Here is a 25,884-nt window from a genome sequence, read left to right as displayed (position 1 = left end):
GTCGTCCTTTACTCTTCTTGTTTTATGATTCTTTTTATCGTTATCGTGTTATCTCAATCCAAACCGAGGTTAATAAACCGCATTCAACACCACAACGCAGGCAACAATGGTCGGTTCCCCATGCTCGGTTACCAACGTGCATAGTGATCTTCAGCGAGACCAAGGACATTACTGAGCAAATAACTGCGTCCTTGATTGTCGATTATCGTGCCGCTGAAATGGCCGATAAATTGGCGAAAGTTACTCTTAAGGAAAAGTAAATTACGCTTTTCACTGCGACAATTGTGCGCCGCAAACTGCAAATCCACTTGACCATTTTGGCTGTAGATCCGCCAGACTTCGGCGCCAAGAGTGGCATAGCGATCAAATTCAAATTGCACGGGCCCAAGTAAATGGCGCTCGCCATTAATCCAAAAGACATTTTCCGTTGCCCCGGTTTCATTAACTCCGGCAGCTAAATTAAGCCCCATTATGCCTTCATGGATCCGCGCATTGATCGACGCCCAGCGCCAACTCGTATCGCGGCGCATATAACCTGCTGAAAAATCATAGCCCGCTAAGGCTTGATTCAACGGCTGAGGCTCGTGACCTACTGTCAAACTACCTTTAACGGTCAAACCATTATGCTTTTGTGTGTAAGTCCAGCCGTTATATCCCGTCGGACTACACATCGCCATAGGTAAACTTAGGGGGAATGGATGCAAAGTCACATCGGCTTGAATGTTTTTAGTATCTATCATTAACCGCCAACCGCCATCAACAATCTCAAAGCTTAACCGCGCCCCTTTACGACCAATTTGGCTTTTACCATTAGCAGGTGATGACGTCATCTGATAGCCAAGCCTTAAAGGTTTTAGCCAATCAAGCTGGGTGAGTGTGTTAGTGTTAATGTCGTATAAATAACAAAAAGCACTGCCGACATAGGCAATGTCGGCAAGCGCGACCCCAAGGACATAACGTGGCGTGACCAAAGAAACAAACTGAAACTGCTTATAATCGAAATGCTTGGCCCACGCTGAAGCAGGTTTATCCATAGTGTCATAGTAGGCAAAATCCGCTAAGCCTAAGGTTTTGACTATGCCATCGAAATGGCCTAAATGAGGTAATCCTTTCGGATTGATTAGGTTATCAGGGGCGATTTGCGTTGCTATCGTTGACATGACTCAGCCTTACACAAAGAACAGGGGAGCATCTATGCTCTCCTCTTATAAACATCGAATTTTTACTCTAACCTGTCCCACATTGCATTAAAAGAGTGCAACACCAAATTGTTGTGAACTTGTTATCCACCAGCATTCTATCTTAGCGAAATGCCTTAGTGATAAAATCAAAAAAGCGCCTAAAGGCGCTTTCATCATTGCTCGCAGGATATTGAGAAGCGATTAGAATTTGTAGCTAATACCAACATTAATCCCCTGCAACTCTAGTTCTTTCATCGGAATATATTGATATTCTAGATTCAAACCAAACCCCGACTTAAATCGATATTGCCAACCGACTGCACCATAAAAACCGATATCGTCAGAATCCCTATCTTGCTTATCCATCTCATAACTCACTTGGGTGTAAGCTGCGCCTAATTTGGCATACAAGCTATTGCCTCTCGATAACGGATATTCACCGTAAGCGGCTATTCTGCCCCCCCTGATAACTTAGATCTTTTATCTCGCTAAATGCCTCAACAAGTGCACTTGCCACGCCACCAGACCCTGCTAAATAACCTGCTTCAACGCCAAAATGCTCATTGAGCATATAGCGATAATATAAATCGACAGTGACGGTATCACCCGCATCATATTTACCATTTTTAGTTTCAAATTCTTGGGCACCGTAACCTAAGCTAGCGCCAACGAGATGATGAGTTGCATCATTTGCAGTTGCATTCGAGCTTAATGTGCCAGCACTCAAGCCTAACAAGACTACCCATACTGATAGGGATAAATTCGTTATATATTTCATTCACGCTCTCATCTGAGTTAATTGAGTCTTTAAAAATTGTCGCGATGGATAATACCAATCGGATTAAATATCTGTTCATTCAGCGGGAGTTCAACGCGCTTTAGACAAGGCGAAGGATTGAAGGCATAGTGGTGCTCTGTCGAAAGCCTTAAACGCAGTATAAAGCGTGCTGAAACCCGCCCTTCGGGAGCCTCACAGGTATCCGACTCCCGTGTTGCATTGACTTAAAAGGGAATGACCATTTCTGCGTCAATGCGCCTTGGATTGAGATGCCTGTGAGGCTCTGAACTGATTAGATATTTAATGTGATTGGTATAATATACACCTCGCCTGTACCTCAACTGAATCACGGTGCTCTGTGGCATCAAAAGTGATTTCTGGTATGCTGTAACCACTTTTACTTGCACGAGATCTCCAATGAAACGGCTATTACTGACTTTGACTTTTCCCCTGCTATTCGTGGGCTGCGCTAGCCAAAAGCCAACTCATATGGCTTTTAGCCCGCAAATTCCAGATGTGAAACAACAAATATCAAGAACTATCCCTATTTCACTGGAAACCCTTGATACCCGTAATGTCGAATATGTTGCACGCTTTATTGAAGAGGGCACAAAAACACGCTTAGTCGGCCCAAGTGAACCACCAAAATTACAACTCGACGAAGTATTCCGTAATGGTTTTGCTCAAGCCGGTTATCAAATTGATCCAGGAGCCAGTCATTCGGTACAAATTCAATTAGAAGAATTACAGATGGATGTGACCAAAAAAACCTTTGGTTATGAAGCTAAGCACAGTGTAATGATTGCCGTGCAAGCTCGAAACTCGACTCAAGAACTCGTTAAACGCTATAAAGCCAAAGGGACATTAAAAGGGCCACTAACCCCCGACTTTGCAACCCTAGAATTAGATATGAACAAATTACTTGGCCAGCTGTCAGGGGAAATTCTAAATGATCCCGAGCTAAACCAATTTTTACAACAATAATAATCGCCGATAGTTTATAAGGAAATCAAAATGCTACGCTGGATATCTGCGCTCATATTCCTGTGTATTAGTCACAGCAGCTTTGCAATCGACATTCAACCTGACACCTTGTATCCCCAAGTCGAGTTTGATACCAGTTTAGGCAAAATCGTGGTCGAGTTAGACAGAACCCGAGCCCCCATTACTGTCGACAACTTTTTAACCTATGTCGTAAAAGGTGAATATGACAACACCATTTTTCATCGCGTGATTAGCGATTTTGTCGTGCAAGGGGGAGGACTCAACCCTAAATTGGATGAACTGCCTGCGGGAAAACCTATAGTGAATGAGTCTGGCAACGGTCTAACGAACAGTATGGGCACAATTGCCATGGCTCGGGATAACGATCCACACTCGGCTACACGCCAGTTTTACTTTAACGTGACTGATAACACTAAACTCGACCCCTCAAAACGCCGCTGGGGTTATGCCGTTTTTGGTGAAATAATTGAAGGTAAACCTGTACTTGAAGCCATGGCAGTAGTAGAAACAACGACCAACCCTAAACTTAATTGGCCCGATGTCCCCGTCACCCCAATCATATTGAAATCGGCTAAATTACTGCCTAAAAAATAATAAAAAAATTCGAGTAAAAGCGCTAATTATGCATCTATACTCAGATAGCAACTGAAAGGAGGCATACGATGACAGCAACTGATTTCATCGATAATAAAGCACCCCAGCTTGCTGTGTATGGAAAAGCCTTTTTGAGTGATGAACTCGAATTCCATGAAGTACAGCTCTATCTTTGGGATACGCTAGAGGAATGGCAATTGCTCAATCCAACAGGCGACGCGCAAACGGAAACCGAGAAAGTGTTTTGGCATTTACTCCATAGCTTTAACACTTGGCCAGGCAGCACTCTTCGCGGCAATCAATATCTGCGTAAGCAAATCCATGATTGTTGTAACTTTCTCAGTCTTGGAGGCAGAATGCCTAACGGTTGCATAGGGATAAGACCTTAATAGGTCTAAGACTGCCATATTAGGCAATCAATAGGGTGGTATCACAGGCAAAATGGCCCAGCATAACTGGGTCATTTTTTTATGATAAAGTGCCAATAAGCAAATCTGAGTTCCAAAAGGATTGGTATTAGTCCTTGAACCTAATGGCACCTTACCCGTAAGCTAGGCAGATTCAACACTTAGACTCATACCAATGTCCGTAACAGGTTCTATTCAACGCATTCTCGATGCGCTTAGTGTGTACTATCACAAGCGGGTTTTAATCCTCCTCTTCCTCGGTTTTTCCGCAGGGCTGCCCTTGATGCTGGTATTTTCTACTCTATCATTCTGGTTGCGCGAAGCTGGAGTTGATCGGACATCTATCGGTTATTTCAGTTGGATAGCCTTAGCATATGCCTTCAAGTGGGCTTGGTCGCCGCTGGTGGATAGGCTGTCTTTACCCTTATTTACCCGCTTTCTCGGACGACGACGTAGTTGGATGCTGTTTGCCCAACTGCTATTAGTGGCCGCTATTCTTGGCATGTCCTTTAGCGATCCTTTAAAAGATCTCGAACGCTTAGCTATTTTCGCCCTCATGGTCGCCTTTGCTTCAGCCACTCAAGATATTGTCATTGATGCCTTTAGGATTGAATCGGCACCAGAAAAAATGCAAGCCGCGCTCGCAGCGGCTTATCAAGTGGGCTATCGCAGTGCCATGATCGTTGCTACCGCTGGCGCACTCACCATTGCAGCTTGGGTTGAACCAGGCAATACCGAATATAACTTAGTGGCATGGCAAACGTCCTACCTAGTGATGGCAGGATTAATGTCGGTGGGGATCTTAACCACCCTTTTTAGCCGCGAGCCCGAAGTGGACACCCGCGCTGCAGATGCCACTGAGCTCGAATTAAAACAACGTTTAAGCGCAAGTTATCCTCGACCCATAGCGGCGAGTATTTCCTGGGTTTATACCGCTAGCGTGCTACCTTTTATCGACTTTTTTAAACGCTATGGCCGTAGTGCTATCCTTATTTTGCTACTTATTTCCTGTTACCGGATCTCAGATATTGTGATGGGGATTATGGCGAACGTTTTCTATGTGGATATGGGATTCACAAAGGAAGAAATTGCCTATCTGAGTAAAATATACGGCCTTATTATGACCTTAGTTGGTGCAGCTTTTGGTGGTGTGCTCTTAGCCCGTTTTGGCACGATGAAAATACTCTTTCTTGGCGCTTTACTGGTGGCGGTCACTAACCTGTTATTCGCTTGGCAGGCTGTCATTGGTTATAACGTGCCCTTTTTAACCTTTGCAATCTCCGTGGATAACTTCAGCGCTGGTATCGCCACCGCAGCCTTTATTGCCTATCTATCGAGCCTCACCAGCAACGGCTACAGTGCAACTCAATATGCCTTGTTGTCTTCGATCATGCTGCTATTCCCTAAGTTTATTGCTGGTTTTTCGGGTGCTTATGTCGATTCTTTTGGCTATGTAAACTTCTTTGTTGCCGCCAGCGTCATTGGTTTTCCAGTGTTATTCTTGATCGCCTTAGTTAACAAATATGCGCCACACCCCAGCACATCATTAATGGATGATGCACAGATCAAAACCAAGCAATCAGACAGCTAACCCTTCATCAAATTAACAACATTACCAAATAAAAAGCCCTCAATGTTGAGCATCGAGGGCTTTTTATATAGAAGCTTTAAATGCACTTAAACAGGCATTAAATTATATTAATCGCGGAAGTTATTGAATTGGAAAGGCTGACCTAATTCAGATTGACGCACTAACGCCATTACCGCTTGTAAGTCATCACGGGCTTTACCTGTTACCCGTACCGTGTCACCTTGGATAGAGGATTGCACTTTCAGCTTACTGTCTTTAATCATCTTAACGACTTTTTTAGCAATATCGGTTTCGATCCCTTGCTTAAAACGCACTTTCAACGAAAATGTTTTACCACTGTGTACCGACTTTTCATCCACATCCATTGCTGAAGGTTCCACATTACGCTTACTTAACTGAGTCCGTAAAATGTCTACAAGCTGCTTACATTGGAAATCGTCTTCAGCAGACAGAGTAACCACATGATCTTTATATTCGATTTCAGCATTCTTTCCACGAAAGTCAAAACGACTGCTAAGTTCACGACGGGAGTTTTCTACAGCGTTACGTAATTCAACTTCGTCCACTTCAGACACGATATCAAATGAAGGCATGGTTGCCGCCCCTTAGGTGATTGTAAATGCCCATAGTTTACCGACTCCACACCACAAGTTGAAGGTTAACTTCATTCTGGGCAAGATAAAACTCGGGTTATGGATGACTTTGGTTGCGCATTTTCCTATTATTGCCCCACGCTAAGATAATAAAACCATACTCGTGATAACCAAAAACACCCTATTTAAACTGGCTTTAGCCGTAGCCTTTGTCGTAATCAGTTATCTGGTGTTTTCCAGACCGACCTATTCACAGAGCATTCCTCATATCGATAAGATTGGCCATCTTGGGAGCTTTTTTTGCCTATCCTATCTGACCTATCTCGCTTTTCGCCCAAAGTGGTATTGGCTATCGCTCGTGCTGGCAAGCTATGCCGTAATCATCGAGTTAGTGCAGTCCCGCTTACCCTACCGCAGTGCATCAATAGGAGATGTACTTGCCGATTTTGCAGGTATCGCGCTGTTTTACTTTTGCCTTTGGATCTATGGTAAATACTTTCGCGCTGCACAATTGCAAGAATAAAACTGCCGATGTTGAGCAAATCAAGATAAGTAAGGGAAGTGAGCATGAACTCCGCTAATATTGAAATCGCAATTCTGGGCGCAGGAGCGGTAGGGCAATTGATTTGTCATCAGCTTCATACGGCAGGAAACCCTGTCGGCTTTATTGGAAAAACGACGGATATAGTGCAAGAGCAGCAACTTAGCTTTACCGCCTTAATGCAGCCAGAAACAATGGTCAGCCCTCCCCTTGAAAGTCATTACACAGTGCCAATGTTTGAGCCTAAGCAAGAAGCGCTGTTAGGTATAAAACTTATCATCGTTTGTGTTAAAGCCTATCAAGTACTCGAGGCAATTACGCCTTTACTCGATAAACTTTCAAGCCAGTGTCATATTTTGCTACTGCATAACGGTATGGGGTCACACTTAGCTTTAGCTCCCCTTATCGGTTCTCGCGGCCTTAGTTTGGGAACAACATCCCAAGGTGTGCTTCGCCAGCAGCGTTGGCAGATAAAACAAACAGGGCAAGGGTTAACCCAAATTGGGCATTATTGTGGCAAACAGCTTGATGAGCGTTATCGTCAACTCTTATTGGAAGCCATCCCCAATTGTGAATGGGTTGATAACATCATTCCTTGTCTATGGCAAAAACTGGCGGTTAATGCGGCAATCAATCCCTTAACTGCAATATATCAATGCCCTAATGGAATGCTAGCAGAGCCGCAATTTAATCACATCATTACAGCTATCCTTGATGAGTTAGTCTCAGTTGCTGCACAGGATGGTATAACACTCGATAGGAAATTCTTACAGGACAGAGTCTATCGAGTGATAACGCTTACGGCAGAAAACTTTTCCTCAATGCACCAAGATATTGCACATCAAAGGCGCACTGAAATAGATCAAATCAATGGCTATATCTGTGAGCGTGCTAGAGTGCACGGCTTAAGTGCCGCTATTAATACCGAAATGTGCAAAAAAGTTAAACTGCTAGAAATATCAAAACCTGCTGGGCAGCATGGGCAATAAGTTGCACTGAAATAATGCACCTGTATGGTGCATACCAAATTAATTTCGCACCATTTTATATCAAATATGACATTATTACTGTGTACATCTAAATTAACATGATGATAATGAATGCTTTGTTTTTATGGCCTAATTCCTGCTATAACCGTGCAAATTAACCCTGCTACTTGTTGGAGAATAACGTTGAAACTGGTCACCACAATAATTAAACCGTTCAAATTAGACGATGTACGTGAAGCTCTAACCCAACTGGGTATAAATGGCATGACGGTTACAGAAGTCCGCGGCTTTGGTCGTCAAAAGGGGCATACAGAACTCTATCGTGGTGCCGAATACGCTGTCGATTTTTTACCTAAAATAAAACTTGAAATGGCCATCCATACTGAGCAGAAAGACGCCGTCATTGAAGCCATTATGACAGCCGCGCATACAGGTAAAGTAGGCGATGGAAAAATCTTTGTGACGGATCTTGAACAAGTAGTACGCATCCGCACCTCAGAAGAAGGTGCCGATGCAATATGATAACTCCAACGCGTTACTTTTAATCACGACTAGGTTAGATCTGCTCGACTAACCAGCGTTTTAACTCCTCAAGTTTCATAGGCTTTGCAAATAAATACCCCTGTAGAAAGTGTACTTGTCTGCTAGTTAAATAATCTGCCTGATCTTGAGTTTCAACCCCTTCCGCAACCACCACATAATGCATTTTATGTGAAAGTTCAATAATAGTATCAAGTACATGGGATGTTACCGACTCTTGTCCTATTGTGTCGATAAAGCACTTATCAATTTTTAGATAATCTAAGGGCATAGTTTGCAGCAAAGAGAGGGTTGTCTGCCCTGTACCAAAGTCATCAATCGCGACGAGAATACCTAACTGCCGTAACCCCTCAATACGCTGGCAGATATCTGGTGTCAAGAGTTGCCGCTCAGTGATCTCAATCAGTGGAGTGACACCGATACGTTGGAGAGAATCCCGTAAATGGATAAATTTCGACTCAATATCCACTTGAGCAAAATGTTCTGGCGCCACGTTAAAACCAATCCTAAAACCAGCCTCAACTTCCATATTGGCAAAGTCTTCTAAGGCTTTTTCAAAGATGTAATTGGTCAAAGGCACAATTAACTGACTATCTTCAGCGATAGGAATAAATAAATCAGGTCGAACTAACCCCATTTGAGGATGTTGCCAACGAACAAGTGCTTCAACCCCTTTGGCTTTTCCATCTTCGGTACAAATTACAGGCTGATAAACCAAGAAAAATTCTTTATTTTCTATACCACTACGGATATCGTCAGCAAGGGAGTGACGACGTTTTTTCCGTAAGAATAATAGACACAATAAAAGGATAAAAATAAAAAAAATCGGTAATGACACACCAAAATAAATCCAGAAAAAATGCTCAAAAAACGCTCTAGGCACTTCTAATAACATCACAAAATCATTATCGATAGCAGGTACCGCAATAACGTCACCCTCACCAAAATTGGGTTCTGTTGGCAATGTTGCCCCGTGTAATCCAAGCACGACATTACTCACTGGGCGCGGAAAAACATCAGGTTGAATAAAATTATCAATAAGATACTGACCTTCTATTAACACAATCGCGCCATGGTGAGTTTTAGCATCTTTTGAAACAGTCATCACCGCTGGAACACCGGGGCGAGCAAGGGTTTCAGGCACTATGTAATAAGTTGAATCTTTTAATCTATCTTCTGGTAGAAGAAAATTGAGAGGAAGATTGATATCACCGACGATAGATGAACAATAAAAAGCCTTTTCATTAAATAATAATACCGCTCGGTAGTATGGCCTAAACCTCATAAACTCACTTAACTTAGCGCAATCACCCTCCCCAAGAGTCATTGCAAACTCACTTATGCTATCTGACTTCTTCAATAAATCCTGAAGACGCTCTAAATTAAAATGTCCAATATCCCGAGCTTTATTATGCACCGTATAGCTTGTCGTGGCATAACTCAGCCCCATTGCAAGCAAGATAGGCAGTAGCAAGATGACCGCCCAATGCTTAGGCGAAAGGTCATAGGCAGATATCAGATTGCGCATTTGAGTTTGTAGTAAATTTAAACGGGTCAGCATCCTAGCAAATCCCTTATATGATTGTTGTAACCATTTGTATACTAAACATGAATGTTGCAAATATTCAAACACATCACCCTAATTACAATAAAAATATTTTCTATTAATCATTACATTAGGGTTGAATAGACTGCATTAAAAAGCCAACATACCAAGCCAATAAAGAAGCCCAAGTGTAACCCCAAACAGCCATCAATACCGCAGCAGATGCTAACCTTGGGTGAAAGGCACTCGCCACAACAGGCGCAGAAGCTGCCCCACCAATATTACACTGGCTTGCAATTGCTAAGTACATAATAGGTAAACGAAAAAAAACAGTAAAAATAAACAAAATAATAATATGTATAAAAAACCAAACAAACCCAATACAAACATAATATGGCGCTGCACTCAATGCACTAATATCAAAATTCAATCCCATCAACATAATCATGATATAAATAAAAAAAAGTGCGAGATGCCGAGTTTCATTGACTAATACATGCCTTGCATTTGTTAATGAAAATAACAAACCTAAGAAAGTGGCAATTAACACTGACCAAAAAAAATCAGAAGTGAGATTATACTTAAATAAAGCAGGAAAATGGTCAGCAATGGTTTTAGCAAGAAAAGAGGATAAATTATTGGTAAAGAACATCACCATCAAAAAGACACTCATCAATATCAATATCCAATAATAACGAGTTAGCTTAAGCATCACTTTAGGCTTGAGATCATGACAAAATATCGGTCTAAAACTTTTATCAGCCTTCAGTAAATCATCAATTTTATCTTGGCGTTCTGCAATAAAAAGTAATATAACCATCCATAAACCAGAAAAAAGAACATTCATTGCCATCATTACTGCAAAGACTGCATCACCTACATGGTGAATTTCTTTGATCGCTAATTGATTCGCGGTTCCACCAAGCCAGTTGGCCATCAGTGTTGACATACCTTTCCACGCTGCATTATCCCCTTGCCAAAGGAGTTCATCAGGAAAAAATACTGCGCCAAACCATAAACTTAATGGACCACCAATGCAGATACTTACCGCACCTAACACATACATACCTAGCAGTTTTCTGCCCACTAAGGTTAAAGCAAAGAAATCGGTACTTAAAATCAATAAAAACAAGCAACTGGGCATAAAATGTGTTTTTGCTATTTCGGTGAGCTGACTATTACTAGCATCAATAATATTTAGTGAACTAAAAATAGCGGGTAAAATGTAACAGATTAACATTAAAGGAAAAATACGATATAAAATGTTAAAAAACTTGATGGAGGATGAATGAGTATAAAAAATACCAACGAGTAAAAGTGCTAAAAAAAATCCTATTTCAAGATCCGATGAAAGCAAAATAGTTCACCTAGTAGAATGATTAGCTAAGATGATTATATGATTGCTTGCTAAAAGCTAAAAAACTCATGCTCAGTGCAGACAATTCTTCACCTTCTCGCTGAATTGACCAATAAGTCCGTTTATAATCCCATCCATCAACAGATAATAAAGTAAGATCCTTCCGAGCTAATTCAGCATCAATAGCTAGCATAGGCAGTACACTCAACCCTATACCAGTCCCAATGGCTCTCTTAATCGCGCCAATTGTCGACATGCAAATTTCATCACGGACATGAATATTTAAACTTTTTAATAACTGTATTGCCCGAATTCGAGAAAGCGATGCTTCATGGTCGAATATCCATAATTGTTCACTAAGCCACGCTTTTGTGTTTACATCACTAGCTGCGGGATGAGTCGCACCACTCACAATACAAAGATTATCTTGCAACCAGTGATCACAAATAAGATTTTTACTCGCTGGTTTGGCATCTATAAAACCTAAATCGAGCTCTCTTTCAGAGACCATCTTCTCAATAACTAAACTATTATCAACAACCAATTTTATTTTTACATCTGGATATTGGCTTTTAAATAAAGGAATTTTCCTAGATAAAACATAATTACCAGCCGTTTTACTACTTCCAATAGTTAAGGTTCCCTTAATCCCGTGCTCAGGAAATGAGAATATATTTTCCAACTCCTTCCCTTTACAGAGCATTTCATTTGCATAAGGTAATATAATTTCTCCATGGGCATTAACAACCAAACCACCCGACACCCGCTCAAATAACCTGCAACCTAAAGAACTTTCTAATTCTTTAAGTGCCATACTGACAGCAGGTGTTGACATATGAAGCACTTTTGCTGCTTTTGAGATCTGCCTCTCAGAATGTATAGCTTTAAAGATCATCAATTGTCTTAATGTTATCCGCATCATATGCTCCACGAGGGGAAATCAGTTTACTTGCAGTATAATAGTTTAAAACATTAGATAATTAACATGATAAATATCTAATTTTAATAAAGCGGCGATTATAGCCGCTTTATCTATAGATAATTAAAACAAATATCTTGTAGATACAAAAATGAGAGTATCATCGAACTCAGTATGCCCTTTGGCATCGGTATAATCACCATCAAAATAGGAGATACCTACACCAAATGTCAAATCCTTCTGGGCCTTAAAATCAACCCCGAGTGAATATTGACTTGCATCACTCTCTTTTAGTGTTTTTAGATCTGCTCCAGCATTTTTTGTAATTTTACCAAGCCCGGCATCATCTTTTAGATACTGCAGCTTTATATCATATTTATCAATTGGAACACTCATACTTAATAGATAGGAGTTCCCTTTAATATTGTCATACAAACTCGACTCTGAGTGCTGATACATAGCGCCGAATTTTATCGATGCGACGGAAAGTCCGCCTACCAATCTTGTTGCCTCTAGTAAATTCAAACCATCAGCATATGCAATTGAAAAATAATGATTTTTATTTTTAAACGATGCATCCCCTACCGTGAAACTTACCGCGTAATTGTTTTGTTTATCAGATAGTTCTGGATTTTTTTGATTAAAGTCCTTATCAAAAACGTAACTAATCCCCATAGTCACACCAACGACTTTAGCGCTGTTTAATGTTACGGAGTCACCTAATCTATCGTTACCCGCAATGATCATATTCATATCGCTAGAGGTAATATTAAATAAATCCACTTTTCCTTCAGCACTTTTAAAAACAGTATCATTTCGACCAAAAACGGCTGACCCATAGTTAGTTTTAAAACCTAAGTAAGCATTTCTAGGTTTAAAAATATTGGAGTCATCGTTATCAAAACTTTCTATTCCTGCTTCAAATTTATATAACAAGCTAAAGTTATCATATGCAGCATATTCTCCTTTAACACCTAAATATGAAGCATAATTTTCAAGAGAAAAGCCATCAACCTTTTCATTACCAGATAGACCATTACTTGAATTTGCAACACCCAGCCATAAGCGTCCATAAAAATCTAATGGCTCAGCTAATGTTTGAGTTGAACAAATTAAAACTGCACCAAGATAAATATATTTAGTATTCTTCATTGACATCACCTTTTTAGAATATAAAAGCAATGCCATATTAATGTTTTAAATCAATACATCTCCACCTTAGATCACAACTAACCAACAAAATCACATGGTTAAATATAATTTAACCACCATTAAATTATACTTAACAACCGCGATTCATTGCGCGACATCACTATTTAATAATGAGATATCACTATCATTATATAAAACTGATAAAAACACATTTGGAGAAATGCATGAAAATAAAATATTTGAGCATCTTTATATGTTCAATGTTAACGGCTTCGTCATGGGCTGCAGATAATAAAAATGATTTAGCATCATTTCATAAAGATATCAATGGCTGTAAAACATGCCATACAGCACCCAATAAGGTAAGTGACAGTGAAACATTTGAAAATAAACAATGTAAATCCTGCCATGGTGATTATGAAAAACTAGCAAATCCTAAACTTGAAATTGATCCACACTCTTCACATTTAGGCGATATTAATTGTACGTCATGTCATAAAGGACATGAACAACCCAAATTATATTGCAACGAATGCCATTCATTTAAAGGGCTCGACATGCCTTTTAATAAAGCAAAATCCAAGGAGCCATGGGACAAAGGTTGGGATAATGAGGCAATAAATAAAGCGATTGCTGCAGGCCCGAAAGAAACAACGGATGTGATTGTTGTTGGGGCGGGTAGCGCTGGATTTAATGCTGCAATTGCTGCTAAAAAGGCGGGTGCTAACGTTATATTACTCGATAAAGCGCCATTTAGTGGTGGCAACTCTATGCTCGCCGCAGGCGGGTATAATGCCGTCGGGACGGCTCAGCAAAAAGACCATAAGGTCGATGATAAAATCGAATGGTATGTCGAAGATACAATGAAAGGCGGTCGATATGCTAACGATCCTAAATTGGTACAAATCTTAGCGGAACAATCTGCTGATGGCATTAAATGGTTAGAATCTTTAGGCGCCAATATGGACGATTTAAAGCGTTCTGGTGGCGCCAGAGTCGATAGAACACATCGTCCATCGGGTGGTTTAAGTGTTGGTCCACATATTATCGATGTACTTAGAAAAGCATCCGATAAAGAAGGTGTTGATACAAGACTCAATTCTAAAGTGGTCAAGTTAGTTGTTGATGATGAACAAAGAATTGTGGGTGTTGTCGTCCATGGTAAACATTCAGGCCACTATATGGTTGCAGCTAAGTCGGTGGTTTTAGCCACAGGCGGCTATGGGTTTAACAAAGAGATGATTGCTTTTTATCGCCCTACATTTAAAGGTATGACAAGCTCGAACAATATTACTTCAACAGGAGATGGTATTGAACTGGCTAAAGCAGTCGGTGCAAGTATGACTGACATTGATTGGATCCAAACACATCCAACGGTAGGGAAAGATAGCCGGATATTAATTTCAGAAACGGTCCGAGGTGTCGGTGCCATAATGGTAAATAAAGATGGCAACCGCTTTATCAATGAATTAACAACCCGCGATAAAGCCTCTGATGCCATCTTAAAGCAGCCTGAACAATATGCTTGGTTAGTATTTGATAATGAATTATATAAAAAAGCCAAAATGGTTCAGGGGTATGATCATTTAGAAATGCTTGAAAAGGCCAATACCGTTGCAGAGCTTGCAAAAATAACGGGGATGACTTCAAGTGTTTTGGAAAAAACGATCACAAACTACAACCGTTATTTCAAACAGGGTAAGGATGAGGCATTTAATCGTGAACAAATGCCACTATCAATAGAAAAAGCCCCCTACTATGCCGTAAAAGTTGCGCCCGGAATCCACCATACGATGGGCGGGGTAGCCATTGATACGAAAGCAGAGGTGCTTGATATACAAAGCCAACCACTTAAAGGTTTATTTGCGGCAGGCGAGGTTACCGGCGGCGTTCATGGGTATAACCGACTAGGTGGTAATGCTGTAGCTGATACCGTGATTTTCGGCAAAATCGCAGGGACAAATGCGGCAAAACACGCACTAACCCAAAAATAGTAGTGAGAATAAAATGAGAGACCCACTTATGGTCTCTCATTTTATCTATTCAGAGATGCACTTATTTAGCTGGAGTTATTCGAATTCTATCTGAATAACGGCTTACTATCCTTCGTCTTTTTCATCGTAAATATTGGCAATTTATTTCTTGCCCGAGCCATAAAAGCTCCCCTGCTATGCTTGAGAGGTTTATTCAACCTCTCTTTTTTACCCTTACTTACTTGTATCGATTGGCTCGAAGGATTTAACGAGATCATCAATGGCTTTCATTTGCTTCAGATAATTTTCTAACTGGTGCAAAGGTAGCGCACATGGGCCATCACACTTAGCATTATCTGGATCAGGGTGAGCTTCAATAAACAAACCTGCCAAACCAAGTGCCATACCGCAGCGAGCTAATTCAGTCGCTTGGGCACGGCGGCCACCCGCAGAGTCACTACGACCACCAGGGCGTTGCAATGCATGGGTTGCATCGAAAATCACTGGATAACCCGACTGCTTCATCTCATCCATACCCAGCATATCAACAACTAAGTTGTTGTAACCAAAACATGAGCCACGCTCACAGAGGATGATTTCGTCATTACCCGCTTCATTAAATTTAGTAATGATATGGCGCATCTCGTGAGGTGCTAAAAACTGCGGTTTTTTCACATTGATGATGGCACCCGTTTTTGCCATTGCCACAACCAAATCGGTTTGACGGGCAAGGAATGCTGGCAACTGAATAATATCAACCACTTCAGCAACGGGGGCGCACTGATAGGTTTCATGTACGTCGGTGATCAATGGCAGATTGAAGGTTTTTTTGATTTCTTCAAAAATCTTTAACCCCTCCTCCATACCTGGACCACGGTAAGAATTGACAGAAGAGCGATTCGCCTTATCAAAGGAGGCCTTAAATACATAGGGGATCCCCAATTTTTGGGTGACTTCGGCATAAGTTTCAGCAATCGACATCGCGAGATCACGAGACTCAAGCACGTTCATGCCACCAAACAACACAAAAGGTTTATCGTTTGCAATTTCGATTGAACCTAGGTTTATGATTTTATTACTCATCGCAATTTCTCTCTAAAATACTGGACCCCTGCCCAGCAATAAACTGAATATCGATCTATGCGGCAACCAACTGTAAAAGTTGACCACAAATCCAAGCCATATAGGTGCCTAACACATACCCAAATACGGCTAATAATACGCCCACTGGCGCTAATGCGGGATGAAATGCCGCAGCAACAACAGGCGCCGATGCTGCGCCCCCAACGTTGGCTTGGCTACCAACAGCCATATAAAACAAGGGAGCCTTAATTAACTTAGCCACTAATAACATAAAGCCCGCATGCACTACCATCCAAATAATACCCACTAGAAAATACAGTGGTGTATCAAGTACTTTACTCACATCCATATGCAGACCAATGGTCGCCACTAAGATATAGAGGAAAGCCGATGCCACTTTCGATGCGCCAGCCGCCTCTAAATGACGCACAGGGCTAAAGGACATCGCTAACCCAATCGTTGTGACTATCACTACTAGCCAGAAGAATTTAGACGTTAAGCTGTAATCCTCGGTCCACGGATAGTTGGCTTCGAAGAATGGCCCCAGAAAATCAGCCGCAATATGGGCGACACCCGTAATACCAAACCCAACGGCGACAATGAGCATCAAATCCCGAAGATTAGGAATTCGCGCATTTTCAGCATGATATTTTTCGACTTTATTTTTTAATGCTTCAATAGCCGACGTATCCGCCCCTGTTTTGGCATCTATCTCTTTAGCTTTTGAGGCCATAAACAGCAATACTGCCATCCAAATATTGGCCACAATCACATCGACTGTCACCATCACTGAAAAAATATTACCGCCCACTTCATAGATTTCTTTCATTGCTGCTTGGTTTGCACCGCCGCCAATCCAGCTCCCCGCAAGCGTTGTCATACCGCGCCATACCGCATCGGGGCCATCGACACCGATTAAAGAAGGTTCAATCACAGATACCATAAGTAAGGCTATCGGTCCGCCGATCACAATGCCAATAGTCCCGGTTAAAAACATGATCACGGCCTTAGGACCAAGACCTAAAATAGCTTTTAAATCAACACTTAAAATAAGTAATACTAAACAAGCGGGTAGTAAATAACGGGATGCAACAAAGTACAATTGCGATGTGTGCCCATCGATTACCCCAAAGGTATTTAACAATGATGGCAGGAAGTAGCACAATAATAACGCAGGAATAAAACGGTAAAACTTTTGCCAAAAGGGATGGTGACTACTGCTGGTATAAAAAACAAAACCTAAAATAGTTGCAAGTATCCCGAGTGCCACCGCGTCATTGGTAACTAATGCCGTGCCTGTCATGCTAATTTCTCCCTGTTAATACAGTAATTATTTTATTTATATTAGAGACTTAACCTTTAAGTCCTTGGACAAACGTCCAATTGCCCAATGTTATTATTTTTTGCTGATTTGATTGAGTCGTACCATTGAATAAATAAGAAGAGCCCCGAGAGGCTCTTCTTTTAATGATAAATCTCTGCGTGCTCATTAAGTTCTTTAAGCTGCATCTTCACAATTTCGACCACAGGATCGTGTGGACTATTATCAACAAAGTGCTGTAAATCAGCCACCGCCACATTAATGCAGCCTAATTGCTGGGCAATGAAAGCGCGCTCACGATTTAAGTGCACATCATCTGGATGCCATTGCAAAAGCAAGTTACAGCATTCCAATGCTGCCTCAAATTGGTGAGAAACAATACAACCCGCTTTTAGTTCATGCAGCATACGGGTAATAAGTTTTTTCACCGAAGCGGCTTTAAAATAGCTTGGCTTTAACTGCGCCGCATTACCTAACTCACCGCGCACTAATACGTGTAATTGGTGGCGAGTCAGCTCATTCCCTGTTAGCGGATCAAAATAACGCACCTCGCCAGCAATTTTACTACGCAACACGCTATTACCCGGGAGCAACAACAATTCAAGCTCTAAATCGAGTTGTTTTGCGAGTAACATCAATACGGTAGCAAGCGTTGTACTGTTACCCTGCTTGCTAATAAGGCAAGTACCTAAATCTGCAGCTTCAACACTAAAGTAATTGTCGCGGGCACAAAAACCGAGGTCTTGATAAAACCAATGTAATAGCGCATTTAAACGTTGCTGCTGATTAACTAAGTAATGACTTAATACCGCTCCTGCCAATTCAAACCACGCCCACTTAGCCGCTTTAAGGTTCGAAAAGCCAAGGTGAGCACCTACATCCAAAGCCGACTCAGGCAATGAAATACCATCTTGAAGTGTATATTTACCCATTAACCCAATAATACCGCTTGTTTAAAATGCGCCAATTTGGCGGCATAGACCAACCAACCTATAGCACCGAGGAAGGCAAACACTTTGAAAAGTTTATTCCTATTCGCTTTTATCGCAATCACACCTAGCGCAATATAAGCCACAACGGCACCGATTTTTTCGGTCATCCAAGGATCCACAAAAGGATATTGTTTGATCATAAAGCACAAGGTTAAGCCAGAAAGCAGTAAGAAAGTGTCGATCACATGGGGGGGCAATCTTAATGAACTTCTTATCCATCAATGCAGACTGACGTAAATGCAACACAAAACGAACAGTGAAAAACAGCACGCTCAACGCGATAAAGGTAAAATGCAGATGCTTAACCGCAGGATATAGACTGTAAAAAGTTTCCATTTCGATTCTTATGGTCAGTGACAAAGGCGCTAGTTTACCCTAATCCTTTACGGCATACCAATGTCTAACCGTCTTGATTAGCGCGCTTAGTTTGAGTCAAAAATACAGAGAAAATGATTATGAATTTAACGCCAATTGACGATGAATCGGCTGATTTTGCCGAGGCGATAAAACAAAAAATAGTGGAATTTAACCAAGCCCATTGGCAAGGGCTTAGCCGTAAAAATCTGGGATTAAAACTGCAAGATCCAGAGGGAAAACTGCTAGCAGGCATTAGCGGCAAAACCTTCGGTAATTGGTTTTTAATTGATTATCTTTGGGTTGATGGTTCCCTAAGACATAAAAAAATCGGTTCGCGATTATTATTAGAGGCAGAGGCCAAAGCAAAAGCTCGCGGTTGTCAATTTGCCTTGCTTGATACCCTCGATTTTCAAGCCAAGCCTTTCTACGAGCGCCACGGTTACCATGTGCAATGGGTACAACAAGCCTACCCCGAAATCGGCAGTAAATTCTTTATGGTAAAAGTGTTGTGATGTTGAAGGTCTACGGCCGTAAACTACCCCAATGCTTCAGCTACAATTCCAGATATCTAACCCAGCCATTTCACTGAACTGGAGCAAATACATGCCAGCCAACAAACCTGAGTTATCCATCTAAAACGAAGTAAGCCACCTAAAATAAAGCCATCCTCGCGAATGCGGGGAACCAACTTTTATCTTTACTTGTCTTTTTCTACTGCCACAACGAAACGCCGTCACACCTAACTACGCTATGGTAAAGGCCATTTTAATTGACCAATAACAATCGTTTATCTGTGAACACACAGATCACACCAGAGTTGTTGTACATTACTTCGTAGTTAAAATCACAATATGCACCAGCAACATTGAGTGGTAATTGCTCATTGCCCCAACGGCTAGGCTTAAACCAAGACATTTCACCTGATTTACACTGCTTTGCTTCTTCATCAGTACTATAAATACACATCTTAGATTGATCTATTTGAGCCTTTTGATTACAACCTACTAAAGCAATTGCAGCCAATGTGATGAATGCTATTTTCTTCATTTTAACTCCATGTGGTGATTTAGCATTTGACGCCGCCAGTGCGTGCAACTTTTTTGTAATGGAGGCGAAACTGCAACGGAAAAGATGTCACAGTGCATCGCTGTGTTATCGCTTTTTGATTTCACTGAACGAACCTGCCAATTGCTGGAGCTCTCCCGTTTCATGCAGCCATAAATACACAGTGTCGCCAAACGATTCGCCTTCTTTCAGAAAAACCATTTGATCTCCAAACCCATTACCTGCAATGGTGATCGCACTTTCTGGGAAGTAGCCGAAACCTTGGCATGACTCGGTTTCATTAATAATGTGGTTGCAAGTACGCGATAACCTTTTCCTATTCGAGATATCTTTAATAGGATAAAACTCCCAATCGTCTTCTTCTGTAGACGCCTCGCCTCCGTTATCTATTTTCATCGCTTCACGGTATTCGTGAGGCAATTTTGCTCCCAACTCTTCCTCGGTTCGCTTTAGCTGTTCTTCGGACAAGTCAAACGCCACTGCACTCTCCTTAGCTTTAGCTATAACACTTATATAATGTACAAGCTCATCTTTCACCTCAGTTTAGTGAAAGCATGCTCATTAATTTTTTGATAATCTAACACTTAGCCAATATTGTCTAGTTCAATTTACCGTCCAAAGCACGCCTATTGTAGTGATAATATTTACGGGTAAGTTTCGATAATCAGACTTATAAGGTATGCCATTTGCTCTATCGAGGAGCAGCGAGGTGGGGAGATCTGCTGCTTTAAAATAATGCACGCGACCAATAATAGATCATTTATCGTTAACTGAATTTGGCCACGACTTTAGGATCTAACCAAAAGCTGAATTCCCGCTCAAAAGCATTGGGGGAATGACGGTTCATGAATAGTGGATAGTGGACAACAAATAACGAATAACGAATAACGGCTCACAATGTAAACATCTTCATTAAAAACAAGGGCGAATTACTCCGCCCATTTGCCCATAGTGCATCTATCATTGCTGCCAAAATCACGCACTGTGGCGACATTTTCATAACCCAGTTCGATTAACTTACCTCTGAGTTTTACGGCCTGTTCAAAACCATGCTCGAGTAGGATATAACCATTAGGTTTTAAATAATCGCGGGCAGTTTTGGCGATATAGTAGAGATCGGCAAAGCCTTCCTCGGCGGCGGTTAATGCACTTTGCGGCTCGAAGCGAACATCGCCTTGGTGCAAGTGTTCATCTGCCTCATCGATATAGGGTGGATTTGAGACGATTAAGTCAAAATCCCGCGACTTTACGGCGCTAAACCAATCGCTCTGGAGGATTTCAACCTGCGGCAACTTTAAGTTTTCACGATTTGCGATAGCCAGCGCGACAGCATCATCGACCTTATCGACAGCGGTAATTTCCCATGACTCACGCTCGGACGCCAATGCCAGTGCAATCGCGCCAGTGCCTGTGCCTAAATCGAGCACTTTAGCATAGGTCGATAGGGGTAAATTTAGCGCGGTTTCTACCAGAATTTCGGTATCAGGACGCGGGATCAAAGTAGTGTCGTTGACAATAAAAGGCAGCGACCAAAACTCACGTTCGCCCACAATATGTGCAACGGGCACGCCTTTTTGGCGTTTTAGTACCATTTGCTGAAAGCGTTTCCACTGGTCAATCGTCAGAGCCTTTTCAGGCCAAGTATAGAGATAAGCACGATTTTTATTGAGGCAATATAGCAGAAAAACCTCTGCATCCAGATGAGCGGATTCAGAGGTTGATGCTAACTGCACATAGGCCCATTGTAGGGCTTCAGCGATGCTAGATTGATCGGACAAAGTTACCCCTGCTCGTCAGCCAGTGCGGCTAACAGATCGGCCTGATGCTCTTGCATCAGCGGTGTTAAAATCGCATCTAAATCGCCTTCCATCACTTCATTTAAGCGATACAAAGTGAGATTGATACGATGCTCACTCACGCGGCCTTGGGGGAAGTTGTAGGTACGTACACGCTCGGAACGGTCACCACTGGCAACCAGACTACGGCGAGTCGACTCTTCAGCACTACGACGTTTTTCATCCTCAACCGCTTGAATACGTGCAGCCAACACACTCATGGCTTGAGCACGGTTTTTATGTTGCGAACGTTGATCTTGGCACTCGACCACAATCCCCGTTGGAATATGGGTAATACGAATAGCCGAGTCAGTTTTGTTAACGTGTTGACCACCCGCACCCGATGATCGGAAAGTATCGACTTTAAGATCGGCAGGATTGATTGAAATCGCTTCAGCTTCTGGCACTTCATGCATTACCACTACGGTAACAGCCGAGGTATGCACACGCCCTTGTGATTCGGTTTCTGGCACACGTTGTACGCGGTGACCGCCCGACTCAAATTTCAGCTTACCGTAGGCACCTTCACCGCTGACTTTAACGATGATTTCTTTAAAGCCACCGTGCTCACCTTCGTTACAGCTCATCACTTCCATCTGCCAGCGATTGGCTTCGGCATAACGGCTGTACATACGGAACAGATCGCCCGCAAAAATCGCCGCTTCGTCACCACCGGCACCAGCGCGAATTTCGATAAAGGCGTTGGTATCGTCGTTAGGGTCTTTAGGGAGAAGCAGGATCTGCAATTCGCTTTCAAGGCGCTCTAATTTTACTTTGGCAGCCTTCATTTCTTCCTGCGCCATCTCGCGCATTTCAGCATCATCTTCTTCCAACATTTCCTTGGCGGAATCAAGATCAGCCTGTGCTTGTTGGTAAGCTTTAAAGCCTGCAACCACTTCTTCTAACTGAGAATATTCTTTTGATAATGCACGAAAACGGTCTTGATCAGCGATAACAGATGCATCACCAAGCAAGGCCAAAACTTCTTCATTACGCTCGAGCAAGCCTTCCAGCTTGCGGATAACGGATTCCTTCATTTAACTCGCTAACCTTAGTTTTTATCTAATCCAAGCGCTGTTCTTAACTGACCTAGTGTATTCAAATCACCCTGACGGCTCGCCGCAGTGAGGGCTTGGGTTGGTGCGTGAATAAGTTTGTTCGTCAGGCGATTGGCTAATTCAATCAATACCTGCTCAGTATCGCCCCCTTGAGCTAATTTATTCAGGGCGCGTTCTACTAACTCATCTTTTATCGCCATACTCTGATTGCGATACTCGCGAATACTGTCGACCGACTCTAAAGAACGTACCCAATCCATAAACAGGTAAGATTGTTCTTCAGTAATTAATTCAGCTTGCTCGGCGGCTTCTTTTCGAGAAGCCATATTCTGTTCAATGATGCTATGCAGGTCGTCCACTGTATACAGAAACGCGTCATCCAAATCGGCGACTTCCGGCTCAATATCCCGGGGAACTGCTATATCAACCAATAACATAGGTTGATGGCGACGCTGCTTTAGCGCTTTTTCGACCATGCCTTTACCAAGGATTGGTAGCGGGCTGGCGGTAGAGGATATCACGATATCGGCTTTAGGGAGATAATCTGGTATTTGCGCCAGCGTAATTGCAGTCGCACCAAACTCTTCACACATGCCCTGAGCACGCTCTAAAGTACGGTTTGCCACCACCATGGAGGCCACACCATTATCTTTTAAATGCTTGGCTACCAATTCTATCGTTTCACCCGCACCAATCAACAGCACCTTAGTGGTCGACAGTGAGGAGAAGATATGCTTCGCCATACTCACAGCGGCAAAAGCCACCGACACAGCAGCAGCGCCAATTTCCGTTTCGGTGCGCACTTTTTTGGCAACGGAAAAGGTATTTTGGAAAAGGCGATCTATGGTTAAAGCAACTGTGCCCGCTTCCTTGGCTTTCGCGAAGGCTTGCTTCACCTGCCCTAGAATTTGCGGCTCACCTAAAATTAACGAATCAAGCCCTGAAGCAACACGCATCAAATGCTTAACCGCGGTTTGGCCGTGGTAATTGTATAGGCAAGGCGCCACATCTTTATGATCTAGGCCATGATATTCTTCAAGCCATTCAATGATGTCAGCCTCATCGCCATTGTTGCAATACAACTCAGTGCGATTACAGGTCGAGACAATAACGGCTTCACCCGAGCGCGTACGACTGGCCAGACTCTTCATGGCGTCATGAATTTTGTCTGGAGAGAAGGCAACTTTCTCACGCAGGTCTACCGTGGCTGTTTTGTGGTTAATACCGATTGCTACAAGGCTCATCTGACTCTTTCTAGATTCTTGGCGTCTATCTTAATAAGGGCATTCTACTGAATTGGCCCAACTAAAAACAGAATACGCTTAACAAAACCGAATAAAGGTCTAACTTGTTACCTAAATTTTCTATCAATCTAGATAAACATGGATTGGCGCTAAGAAGCGAATCCTAAGTGACCGCCGATGGAAATTTTACGATTGGCATTGGTATTATTCCCAAGCCCTCGTATCATAAGGACTTTGGTATATCAGTCATAGATGAATAATTTGAAGCGCTTCACAGAATCCATTTTCTCTTGTATTGCCTTGAGCACCCTGCTCTTTTTGGGTGGCTGCCAAACGCTGCCTCCTGCTGATGACTTAACCCCCATCACAGTAAGCCACCCTGACCAAGCAAAAGCATGGGAATTACAGGGCAAACTAGCCATAAAAACCCCTGAAGATAAGCTCAGTGCCAATCTTTATTGGCGCCATAGCGAAGAGCGTGATGAACTCACGCTCACGACAATGCTAGGCACAACGGTGTTAACCCTAGAAGCGACACCTAACTCCGCCCATTTACATATTGATGGCAAAGACTTTAAAGACAATAACGCCCAAGATTTACTTGAGCGCGTCAGCGGTTGGTCGATCCCCTTAGCTGATTTGCCACTTTGGATAACAGGCCAAATCGGCTCGCAGGATCGCGTGTTAAGCCGCGATAGTAAAGCGAATCCTAAACAACTGATTAATGATCAAACACCCCCCTCTTGGGTCGTCGAATTTTTAAGTTGGCAATTACAGAGCGGTGCTCATATCCCCCATCAATTAAAACTTGAACGCGGTGATTTACAACTCAAACTACAAATCAATCAATGGCAAGCCCTTGGCAAGGCCACAATAATGATTGGGGAAAAACCTTAGCATGTCAGCAGCTATCTCCCGTAATTGGCCCGCGCCAGCCAAACTAAATTTGTTTTTACACATCAATGGCCGCCGCACCGACGGTTACCATGAGTTGCAAACCTTGTTTCAGTTTATCGATTACTGCGACATGCTTGATTTCAAGGTCACTGACAGCTCAGAGCTGATTTTGCATTCGAATATGGCTGGCGTTGTCGCAGATAGCGATAACTTAATTCTGCGAGCCGCAAAATCATTACAACAAATGACAAGCTTTAAAGGTGGAGCAGAAATCTGGCTAGATAAACGTCTGCCGATGGGTGGCGGTTTAGGCGGCGGATCATCGGATGCTGCCACCACATTAGTGGCACTAAACACGTTATGGAACACCCAATTATCGACCGCAGAACTGGCTAAAATTGGTCTTAAATTGGGTGCCGATATTCCTGTTTTTATTCATGGTTTCGCGGCTTTTGCCGAAGGTATCGGTGAACGCTTACAAGTGGTATCACCACCAGAGCCTTGGTATTTAGTTATTGCACCAGATGCCCACGTTTCCACCGCCGAAGTGTTCCAAGATCCCCTTTTACCACGTAACACCCCAAAACTTGCCATCGATACTTTGATGAGTCAGGCGTGGATAAATGATTGCCAAAAACTGGTCGTATCTAAATACCCTCAAGTTGCCAAGGCCTTGGGCTGGCTGCTAGAATATGCGCCGTCGAGAATGACCGGAGCAGGCGCATGCGTGTTTGGGGAATTTACACAACAGCAACAAGCTCTCGCAGCCTTGGCGAAATTACCGTCTGATATGCAAGGATTTGTTGCAAAAGGGATGAATATTTCGCCGCTTATCACGCGGCTCAATCATCCGTAAACTACTTTCT

Annotated in this window: 25 protein-coding genes and 2 pseudogenes; 11 read left to right on the top strand and 16 right to left on the bottom strand. The window is 42.4% G+C overall.

What is annotated here, in order from left to right:
• Window positions 1–128: 128 nt before the first annotated feature.
• Together JEZ96_RS03695 and JEZ96_RS03690 are read right to left on the bottom strand one after the other, a co-directional pair.
• Window positions 129–1,160 carry a DUF2804 domain-containing protein gene (locus tag JEZ96_RS03695; protein ID WP_011918722.1) on the bottom strand — a complete coding sequence of 344 codons (1,032 nt, stop codon included), beginning with the start codon at window positions 1,158–1,160 and terminating at the stop codon, window positions 129–131.
• Window positions 1,161–1,382: 222 nt separating this feature from the next.
• Window positions 1,383–1,950, bottom strand: a pseudogene (locus JEZ96_RS03690) (porin family protein).
• 426 nt (window positions 1,951–2,376) lie between these two features.
• Here JEZ96_RS03690 and JEZ96_RS03685 point away from each other — a divergent pair.
• The 4 genes from JEZ96_RS03685 (at window position 2,377) to JEZ96_RS03670 (ending at window position 5,556) form a co-directional block, all read left to right on the top strand.
• A complete protein-coding gene (locus JEZ96_RS03685; protein WP_011790610.1) occupies window positions 2,377–2,943 on the top strand; it encodes a YajG family lipoprotein in 567 nt (188 codons plus the stop codon).
• Between the two features lie 30 nt (window positions 2,944–2,973).
• Entirely contained in the window at window positions 2,974–3,558 is a 585-nt protein-coding gene (locus JEZ96_RS03680) for a peptidylprolyl isomerase (RefSeq protein WP_011790611.1), read from the top strand.
• A gap of 68 nt (window positions 3,559–3,626) precedes the next feature.
• Window positions 3,627–3,947, top strand: a complete 321-nt coding sequence (locus JEZ96_RS03675) for a hypothetical protein (protein WP_011790612.1) — start codon at window positions 3,627–3,629, stop codon at window positions 3,945–3,947.
• A 193-nt stretch (window positions 3,948–4,140) separates the two neighbouring features.
• The gene (locus JEZ96_RS03670; RefSeq protein WP_011918720.1) at window positions 4,141–5,556 is read left to right on the top strand and encodes an AmpG family muropeptide MFS transporter; all 1,416 of its coding nucleotides are present in this window, start codon (window positions 4,141–4,143) and stop codon (window positions 5,554–5,556) included.
• 107 nt (window positions 5,557–5,663) lie between these two features.
• On the opposite strand, the gene JEZ96_RS03665 is transcribed toward JEZ96_RS03670, so the two are convergent.
• Window positions 5,664–6,149, bottom strand: coding sequence for a YajQ family cyclic di-GMP-binding protein (locus JEZ96_RS03665; protein ID WP_011790614.1), 486 nt, complete (start codon window positions 6,147–6,149; stop codon window positions 5,664–5,666).
• Between the two features lie 163 nt (window positions 6,150–6,312).
• Between JEZ96_RS03665 and JEZ96_RS03660 the strand changes: the two genes are divergently transcribed.
• From JEZ96_RS03660 to JEZ96_RS03650, 3 genes are all read left to right on the top strand, one after another.
• A complete protein-coding gene (locus JEZ96_RS03660; protein WP_011790615.1) occupies window positions 6,313–6,672 on the top strand; it encodes a VanZ family protein in 360 nt (119 codons plus the stop codon).
• A 44-nt stretch (window positions 6,673–6,716) separates the two neighbouring features.
• On the top strand, window positions 6,717–7,679 hold the full coding sequence (locus JEZ96_RS03655; RefSeq protein ID WP_011918719.1) for a ketopantoate reductase family protein: 963 nt from the start codon (window positions 6,717–6,719) through the stop codon (window positions 7,677–7,679).
• A gap of 183 nt (window positions 7,680–7,862) precedes the next feature.
• Complete coding sequence (locus tag JEZ96_RS03650; RefSeq protein ID WP_198779849.1) at window positions 7,863–8,201, top strand: P-II family nitrogen regulator; 339 nt, start codon at window positions 7,863–7,865, stop codon at window positions 8,199–8,201.
• A gap of 34 nt (window positions 8,202–8,235) precedes the next feature.
• On the opposite strand, the gene JEZ96_RS03645 is transcribed toward JEZ96_RS03650, so the two are convergent.
• The 4 genes from JEZ96_RS03645 to JEZ96_RS03630 all read right to left on the bottom strand — a co-directional run bounded on the left by JEZ96_RS03645 (window position 8,236) and on the right by JEZ96_RS03630 (window position 13,193).
• Complete coding sequence (locus tag JEZ96_RS03645; RefSeq protein WP_011918717.1) at window positions 8,236–9,780, bottom strand: EAL domain-containing protein; 1,545 nt, start codon at window positions 9,778–9,780, stop codon at window positions 8,236–8,238.
• A 115-nt stretch (window positions 9,781–9,895) separates the two neighbouring features.
• Window positions 9,896–11,122, bottom strand: coding sequence for a DUF819 family protein (locus JEZ96_RS03640; protein WP_061782824.1), 1,227 nt, complete (start codon window positions 11,120–11,122; stop codon window positions 9,896–9,898).
• A gap of 22 nt (window positions 11,123–11,144) precedes the next feature.
• Window positions 11,145–12,017, bottom strand: coding sequence for a LysR family transcriptional regulator (locus tag JEZ96_RS03635; RefSeq protein WP_229781425.1), 873 nt, complete (start codon window positions 12,015–12,017; stop codon window positions 11,145–11,147).
• Between the two features lie 147 nt (window positions 12,018–12,164).
• Window positions 12,165–13,193, bottom strand: a complete 1,029-nt coding sequence (locus JEZ96_RS03630; protein WP_128090168.1) for a porin — start codon at window positions 13,191–13,193, stop codon at window positions 12,165–12,167.
• 224 nt (window positions 13,194–13,417) lie between these two features.
• Here JEZ96_RS03630 and JEZ96_RS03625 point away from each other — a divergent pair, with 224 nt between their 5' ends.
• Window positions 13,418–15,187, top strand: coding sequence for a flavocytochrome c (locus tag JEZ96_RS03625; protein ID WP_011918713.1), 1,770 nt, complete (start codon window positions 13,418–13,420; stop codon window positions 15,185–15,187).
• A gap of 213 nt (window positions 15,188–15,400) precedes the next feature.
• Here JEZ96_RS03625 and kdsA read toward each other — a convergent pair whose 3' ends face one another.
• The 4 genes and pseudogenes from kdsA to JEZ96_RS03605 form a co-directional block, all read right to left on the bottom strand.
• Window positions 15,401–16,249 carry a 3-deoxy-8-phosphooctulonate synthase gene (gene kdsA, locus JEZ96_RS03620; RefSeq protein ID WP_025007849.1) on the bottom strand — a complete coding sequence of 283 codons (849 nt, stop codon included), beginning with the start codon at window positions 16,247–16,249 and terminating at the stop codon, window positions 15,401–15,403.
• Between the two features lie 55 nt (window positions 16,250–16,304).
• Window positions 16,305–17,552 carry a DUF819 family protein gene (locus JEZ96_RS03615; RefSeq protein WP_011790623.1) on the bottom strand — a complete coding sequence of 416 codons (1,248 nt, stop codon included), beginning with the start codon at window positions 17,550–17,552 and terminating at the stop codon, window positions 16,305–16,307.
• A 161-nt stretch (window positions 17,553–17,713) separates the two neighbouring features.
• Entirely contained in the window at window positions 17,714–18,502 is a 789-nt protein-coding gene (locus tag JEZ96_RS03610; RefSeq protein WP_011790624.1) for a transglutaminase family protein, read from the bottom strand.
• A pseudogene (locus tag JEZ96_RS03605) lies at window positions 18,502–18,898 on the bottom strand (SirB2 family protein). Before JEZ96_RS03605 ends, JEZ96_RS03610 begins: the two are co-directional and overlap by 1 nt.
• Window positions 18,899–19,017: 119 nt before the next feature.
• Here JEZ96_RS03605 and JEZ96_RS03600 point away from each other — a divergent pair.
• The gene (locus tag JEZ96_RS03600; RefSeq protein ID WP_061782821.1) at window positions 19,018–19,431 is read left to right on the top strand and encodes a GNAT family N-acetyltransferase; all 414 of its coding nucleotides are present in this window, start codon (window positions 19,018–19,020) and stop codon (window positions 19,429–19,431) included.
• 253 nt (window positions 19,432–19,684) lie between these two features.
• Here the strand turns inward: JEZ96_RS03600 and JEZ96_RS03595 are convergent, their stop codons facing one another.
• The 5 genes from JEZ96_RS03595 to hemA form a co-directional block, all read right to left on the bottom strand.
• Window positions 19,685–19,966 (bottom strand): hypothetical protein, encoded by a 282-nt coding sequence (locus JEZ96_RS03595; RefSeq protein ID WP_227498122.1) that lies wholly within the window; start codon window positions 19,964–19,966, stop codon window positions 19,685–19,687.
• Between the two features lie 105 nt (window positions 19,967–20,071).
• Complete coding sequence (locus JEZ96_RS03590; protein WP_011790628.1) at window positions 20,072–20,464, bottom strand: SMI1/KNR4 family protein; 393 nt, start codon at window positions 20,462–20,464, stop codon at window positions 20,072–20,074.
• Between the two features lie 449 nt (window positions 20,465–20,913).
• A complete protein-coding gene (prmC, locus tag JEZ96_RS03585; RefSeq protein WP_011790629.1) occupies window positions 20,914–21,762 on the bottom strand; it encodes a peptide chain release factor N(5)-glutamine methyltransferase in 849 nt (282 codons plus the stop codon).
• 2 nt (window positions 21,763–21,764) lie between these two features.
• Entirely contained in the window at window positions 21,765–22,856 is a 1,092-nt protein-coding gene (gene prfA / locus JEZ96_RS03580; protein ID WP_025007851.1) for a peptide chain release factor 1, read from the bottom strand.
• A gap of 14 nt (window positions 22,857–22,870) precedes the next feature.
• Window positions 22,871–24,121 carry a glutamyl-tRNA reductase gene (gene hemA / locus JEZ96_RS03575; protein WP_011790631.1) on the bottom strand — a complete coding sequence of 417 codons (1,251 nt, stop codon included), beginning with the start codon at window positions 24,119–24,121 and terminating at the stop codon, window positions 22,871–22,873.
• A 252-nt stretch (window positions 24,122–24,373) separates the two neighbouring features.
• Here hemA and lolB point away from each other — a divergent pair, with 252 nt between their 5' ends.
• Complete coding sequence (gene lolB / locus JEZ96_RS03570) at window positions 24,374–25,018, top strand: lipoprotein insertase outer membrane protein LolB (protein WP_011790632.1); 645 nt, start codon at window positions 24,374–24,376, stop codon at window positions 25,016–25,018.
• 1 nt (window position 25,019) lies between these two features.
• Window positions 25,020–25,874: a 4-(cytidine 5'-diphospho)-2-C-methyl-D-erythritol kinase gene (gene ispE / locus JEZ96_RS03565; RefSeq protein WP_128090169.1), complete on the top strand. Its 855-nt coding sequence runs from the start codon at window positions 25,020–25,022 to the stop codon at window positions 25,872–25,874.
• Window positions 25,875–25,884 lie beyond the last annotated feature (10 nt).

Source organism: Shewanella putrefaciens (assembly GCF_016406325.1).
Classification (GTDB): domain Bacteria; phylum Pseudomonadota; class Gammaproteobacteria; order Enterobacterales; family Shewanellaceae; genus Shewanella; species Shewanella putrefaciens.
The sequence above is the reverse complement of the archived record's forward strand: the minus strand, read 5'-3'. Positions and strand labels throughout refer to the sequence as shown.

Coding starts and splice junctions, on each gene's coding strand:
- lolB (WP_011790632.1), top strand. CDS start 24,374: ATGAATAATTTGAAGCGCTTCACAGAATCCATTTTCTCTTGTATTGCC.
- JEZ96_RS03685 (WP_011790610.1), top strand. CDS start 2,377: ATGAAACGGCTATTACTGACTTTGACTTTTCCCCTGCTATTCGTGGGC.
- JEZ96_RS03665 (WP_011790614.1), bottom strand. CDS start 6,149: ATGCCTTCATTTGATATCGTGTCTGAAGTGGACGAAGTTGAATTACGT.
- JEZ96_RS03645 (WP_011918717.1), bottom strand. CDS start 9,780: ATGCTGACCCGTTTAAATTTACTACAAACTCAAATGCGCAATCTGATA.
- JEZ96_RS03595 (WP_227498122.1), bottom strand. CDS start 19,966: ATGAAGAAAATAGCATTCATCACATTGGCTGCAATTGCTTTAGTAGGT.
- hemA (WP_011790631.1), bottom strand. CDS start 24,121: ATGAGCCTTGTAGCAATCGGTATTAACCACAAAACAGCCACGGTAGAC.
- JEZ96_RS03625 (WP_011918713.1), top strand. CDS start 13,418: ATGAAAATAAAATATTTGAGCATCTTTATATGTTCAATGTTAACGGCT.
- JEZ96_RS03610 (WP_011790624.1), bottom strand. CDS start 18,502: ATGGGTAAATATACACTTCAAGATGGTATTTCATTGCCTGAGTCGGCT.
- JEZ96_RS03675 (WP_011790612.1), top strand. CDS start 3,627: ATGACAGCAACTGATTTCATCGATAATAAAGCACCCCAGCTTGCTGTG.
- JEZ96_RS03655 (WP_011918719.1), top strand. CDS start 6,717: ATGAACTCCGCTAATATTGAAATCGCAATTCTGGGCGCAGGAGCGGTA.
- JEZ96_RS03615 (WP_011790623.1), bottom strand. CDS start 17,552: ATGACAGGCACGGCATTAGTTACCAATGACGCGGTGGCACTCGGGATA.
- kdsA (WP_025007849.1), bottom strand. CDS start 16,249: ATGAGTAATAAAATCATAAACCTAGGTTCAATCGAAATTGCAAACGAT.
- JEZ96_RS03670 (WP_011918720.1), top strand. CDS start 4,141: ATGTCCGTAACAGGTTCTATTCAACGCATTCTCGATGCGCTTAGTGTG.
- JEZ96_RS03680 (WP_011790611.1), top strand. CDS start 2,974: ATGCTACGCTGGATATCTGCGCTCATATTCCTGTGTATTAGTCACAGC.
- JEZ96_RS03635 (WP_229781425.1), bottom strand. CDS start 12,017: ATGATCTTTAAAGCTATACATTCTGAGAGGCAGATCTCAAAAGCAGCA.
- JEZ96_RS03695 (WP_011918722.1), bottom strand. CDS start 1,160: ATGTCAACGATAGCAACGCAAATCGCCCCTGATAACCTAATCAATCCG.
- ispE (WP_128090169.1), top strand. CDS start 25,020: ATGTCAGCAGCTATCTCCCGTAATTGGCCCGCGCCAGCCAAACTAAAT.
- JEZ96_RS03630 (WP_128090168.1), bottom strand. CDS start 13,193: ATGAAGAATACTAAATATATTTATCTTGGTGCAGTTTTAATTTGTTCA.
- JEZ96_RS03600 (WP_061782821.1), top strand. CDS start 19,018: ATGAATTTAACGCCAATTGACGATGAATCGGCTGATTTTGCCGAGGCG.
- prfA (WP_025007851.1), bottom strand. CDS start 22,856: ATGAAGGAATCCGTTATCCGCAAGCTGGAAGGCTTGCTCGAGCGTAAT.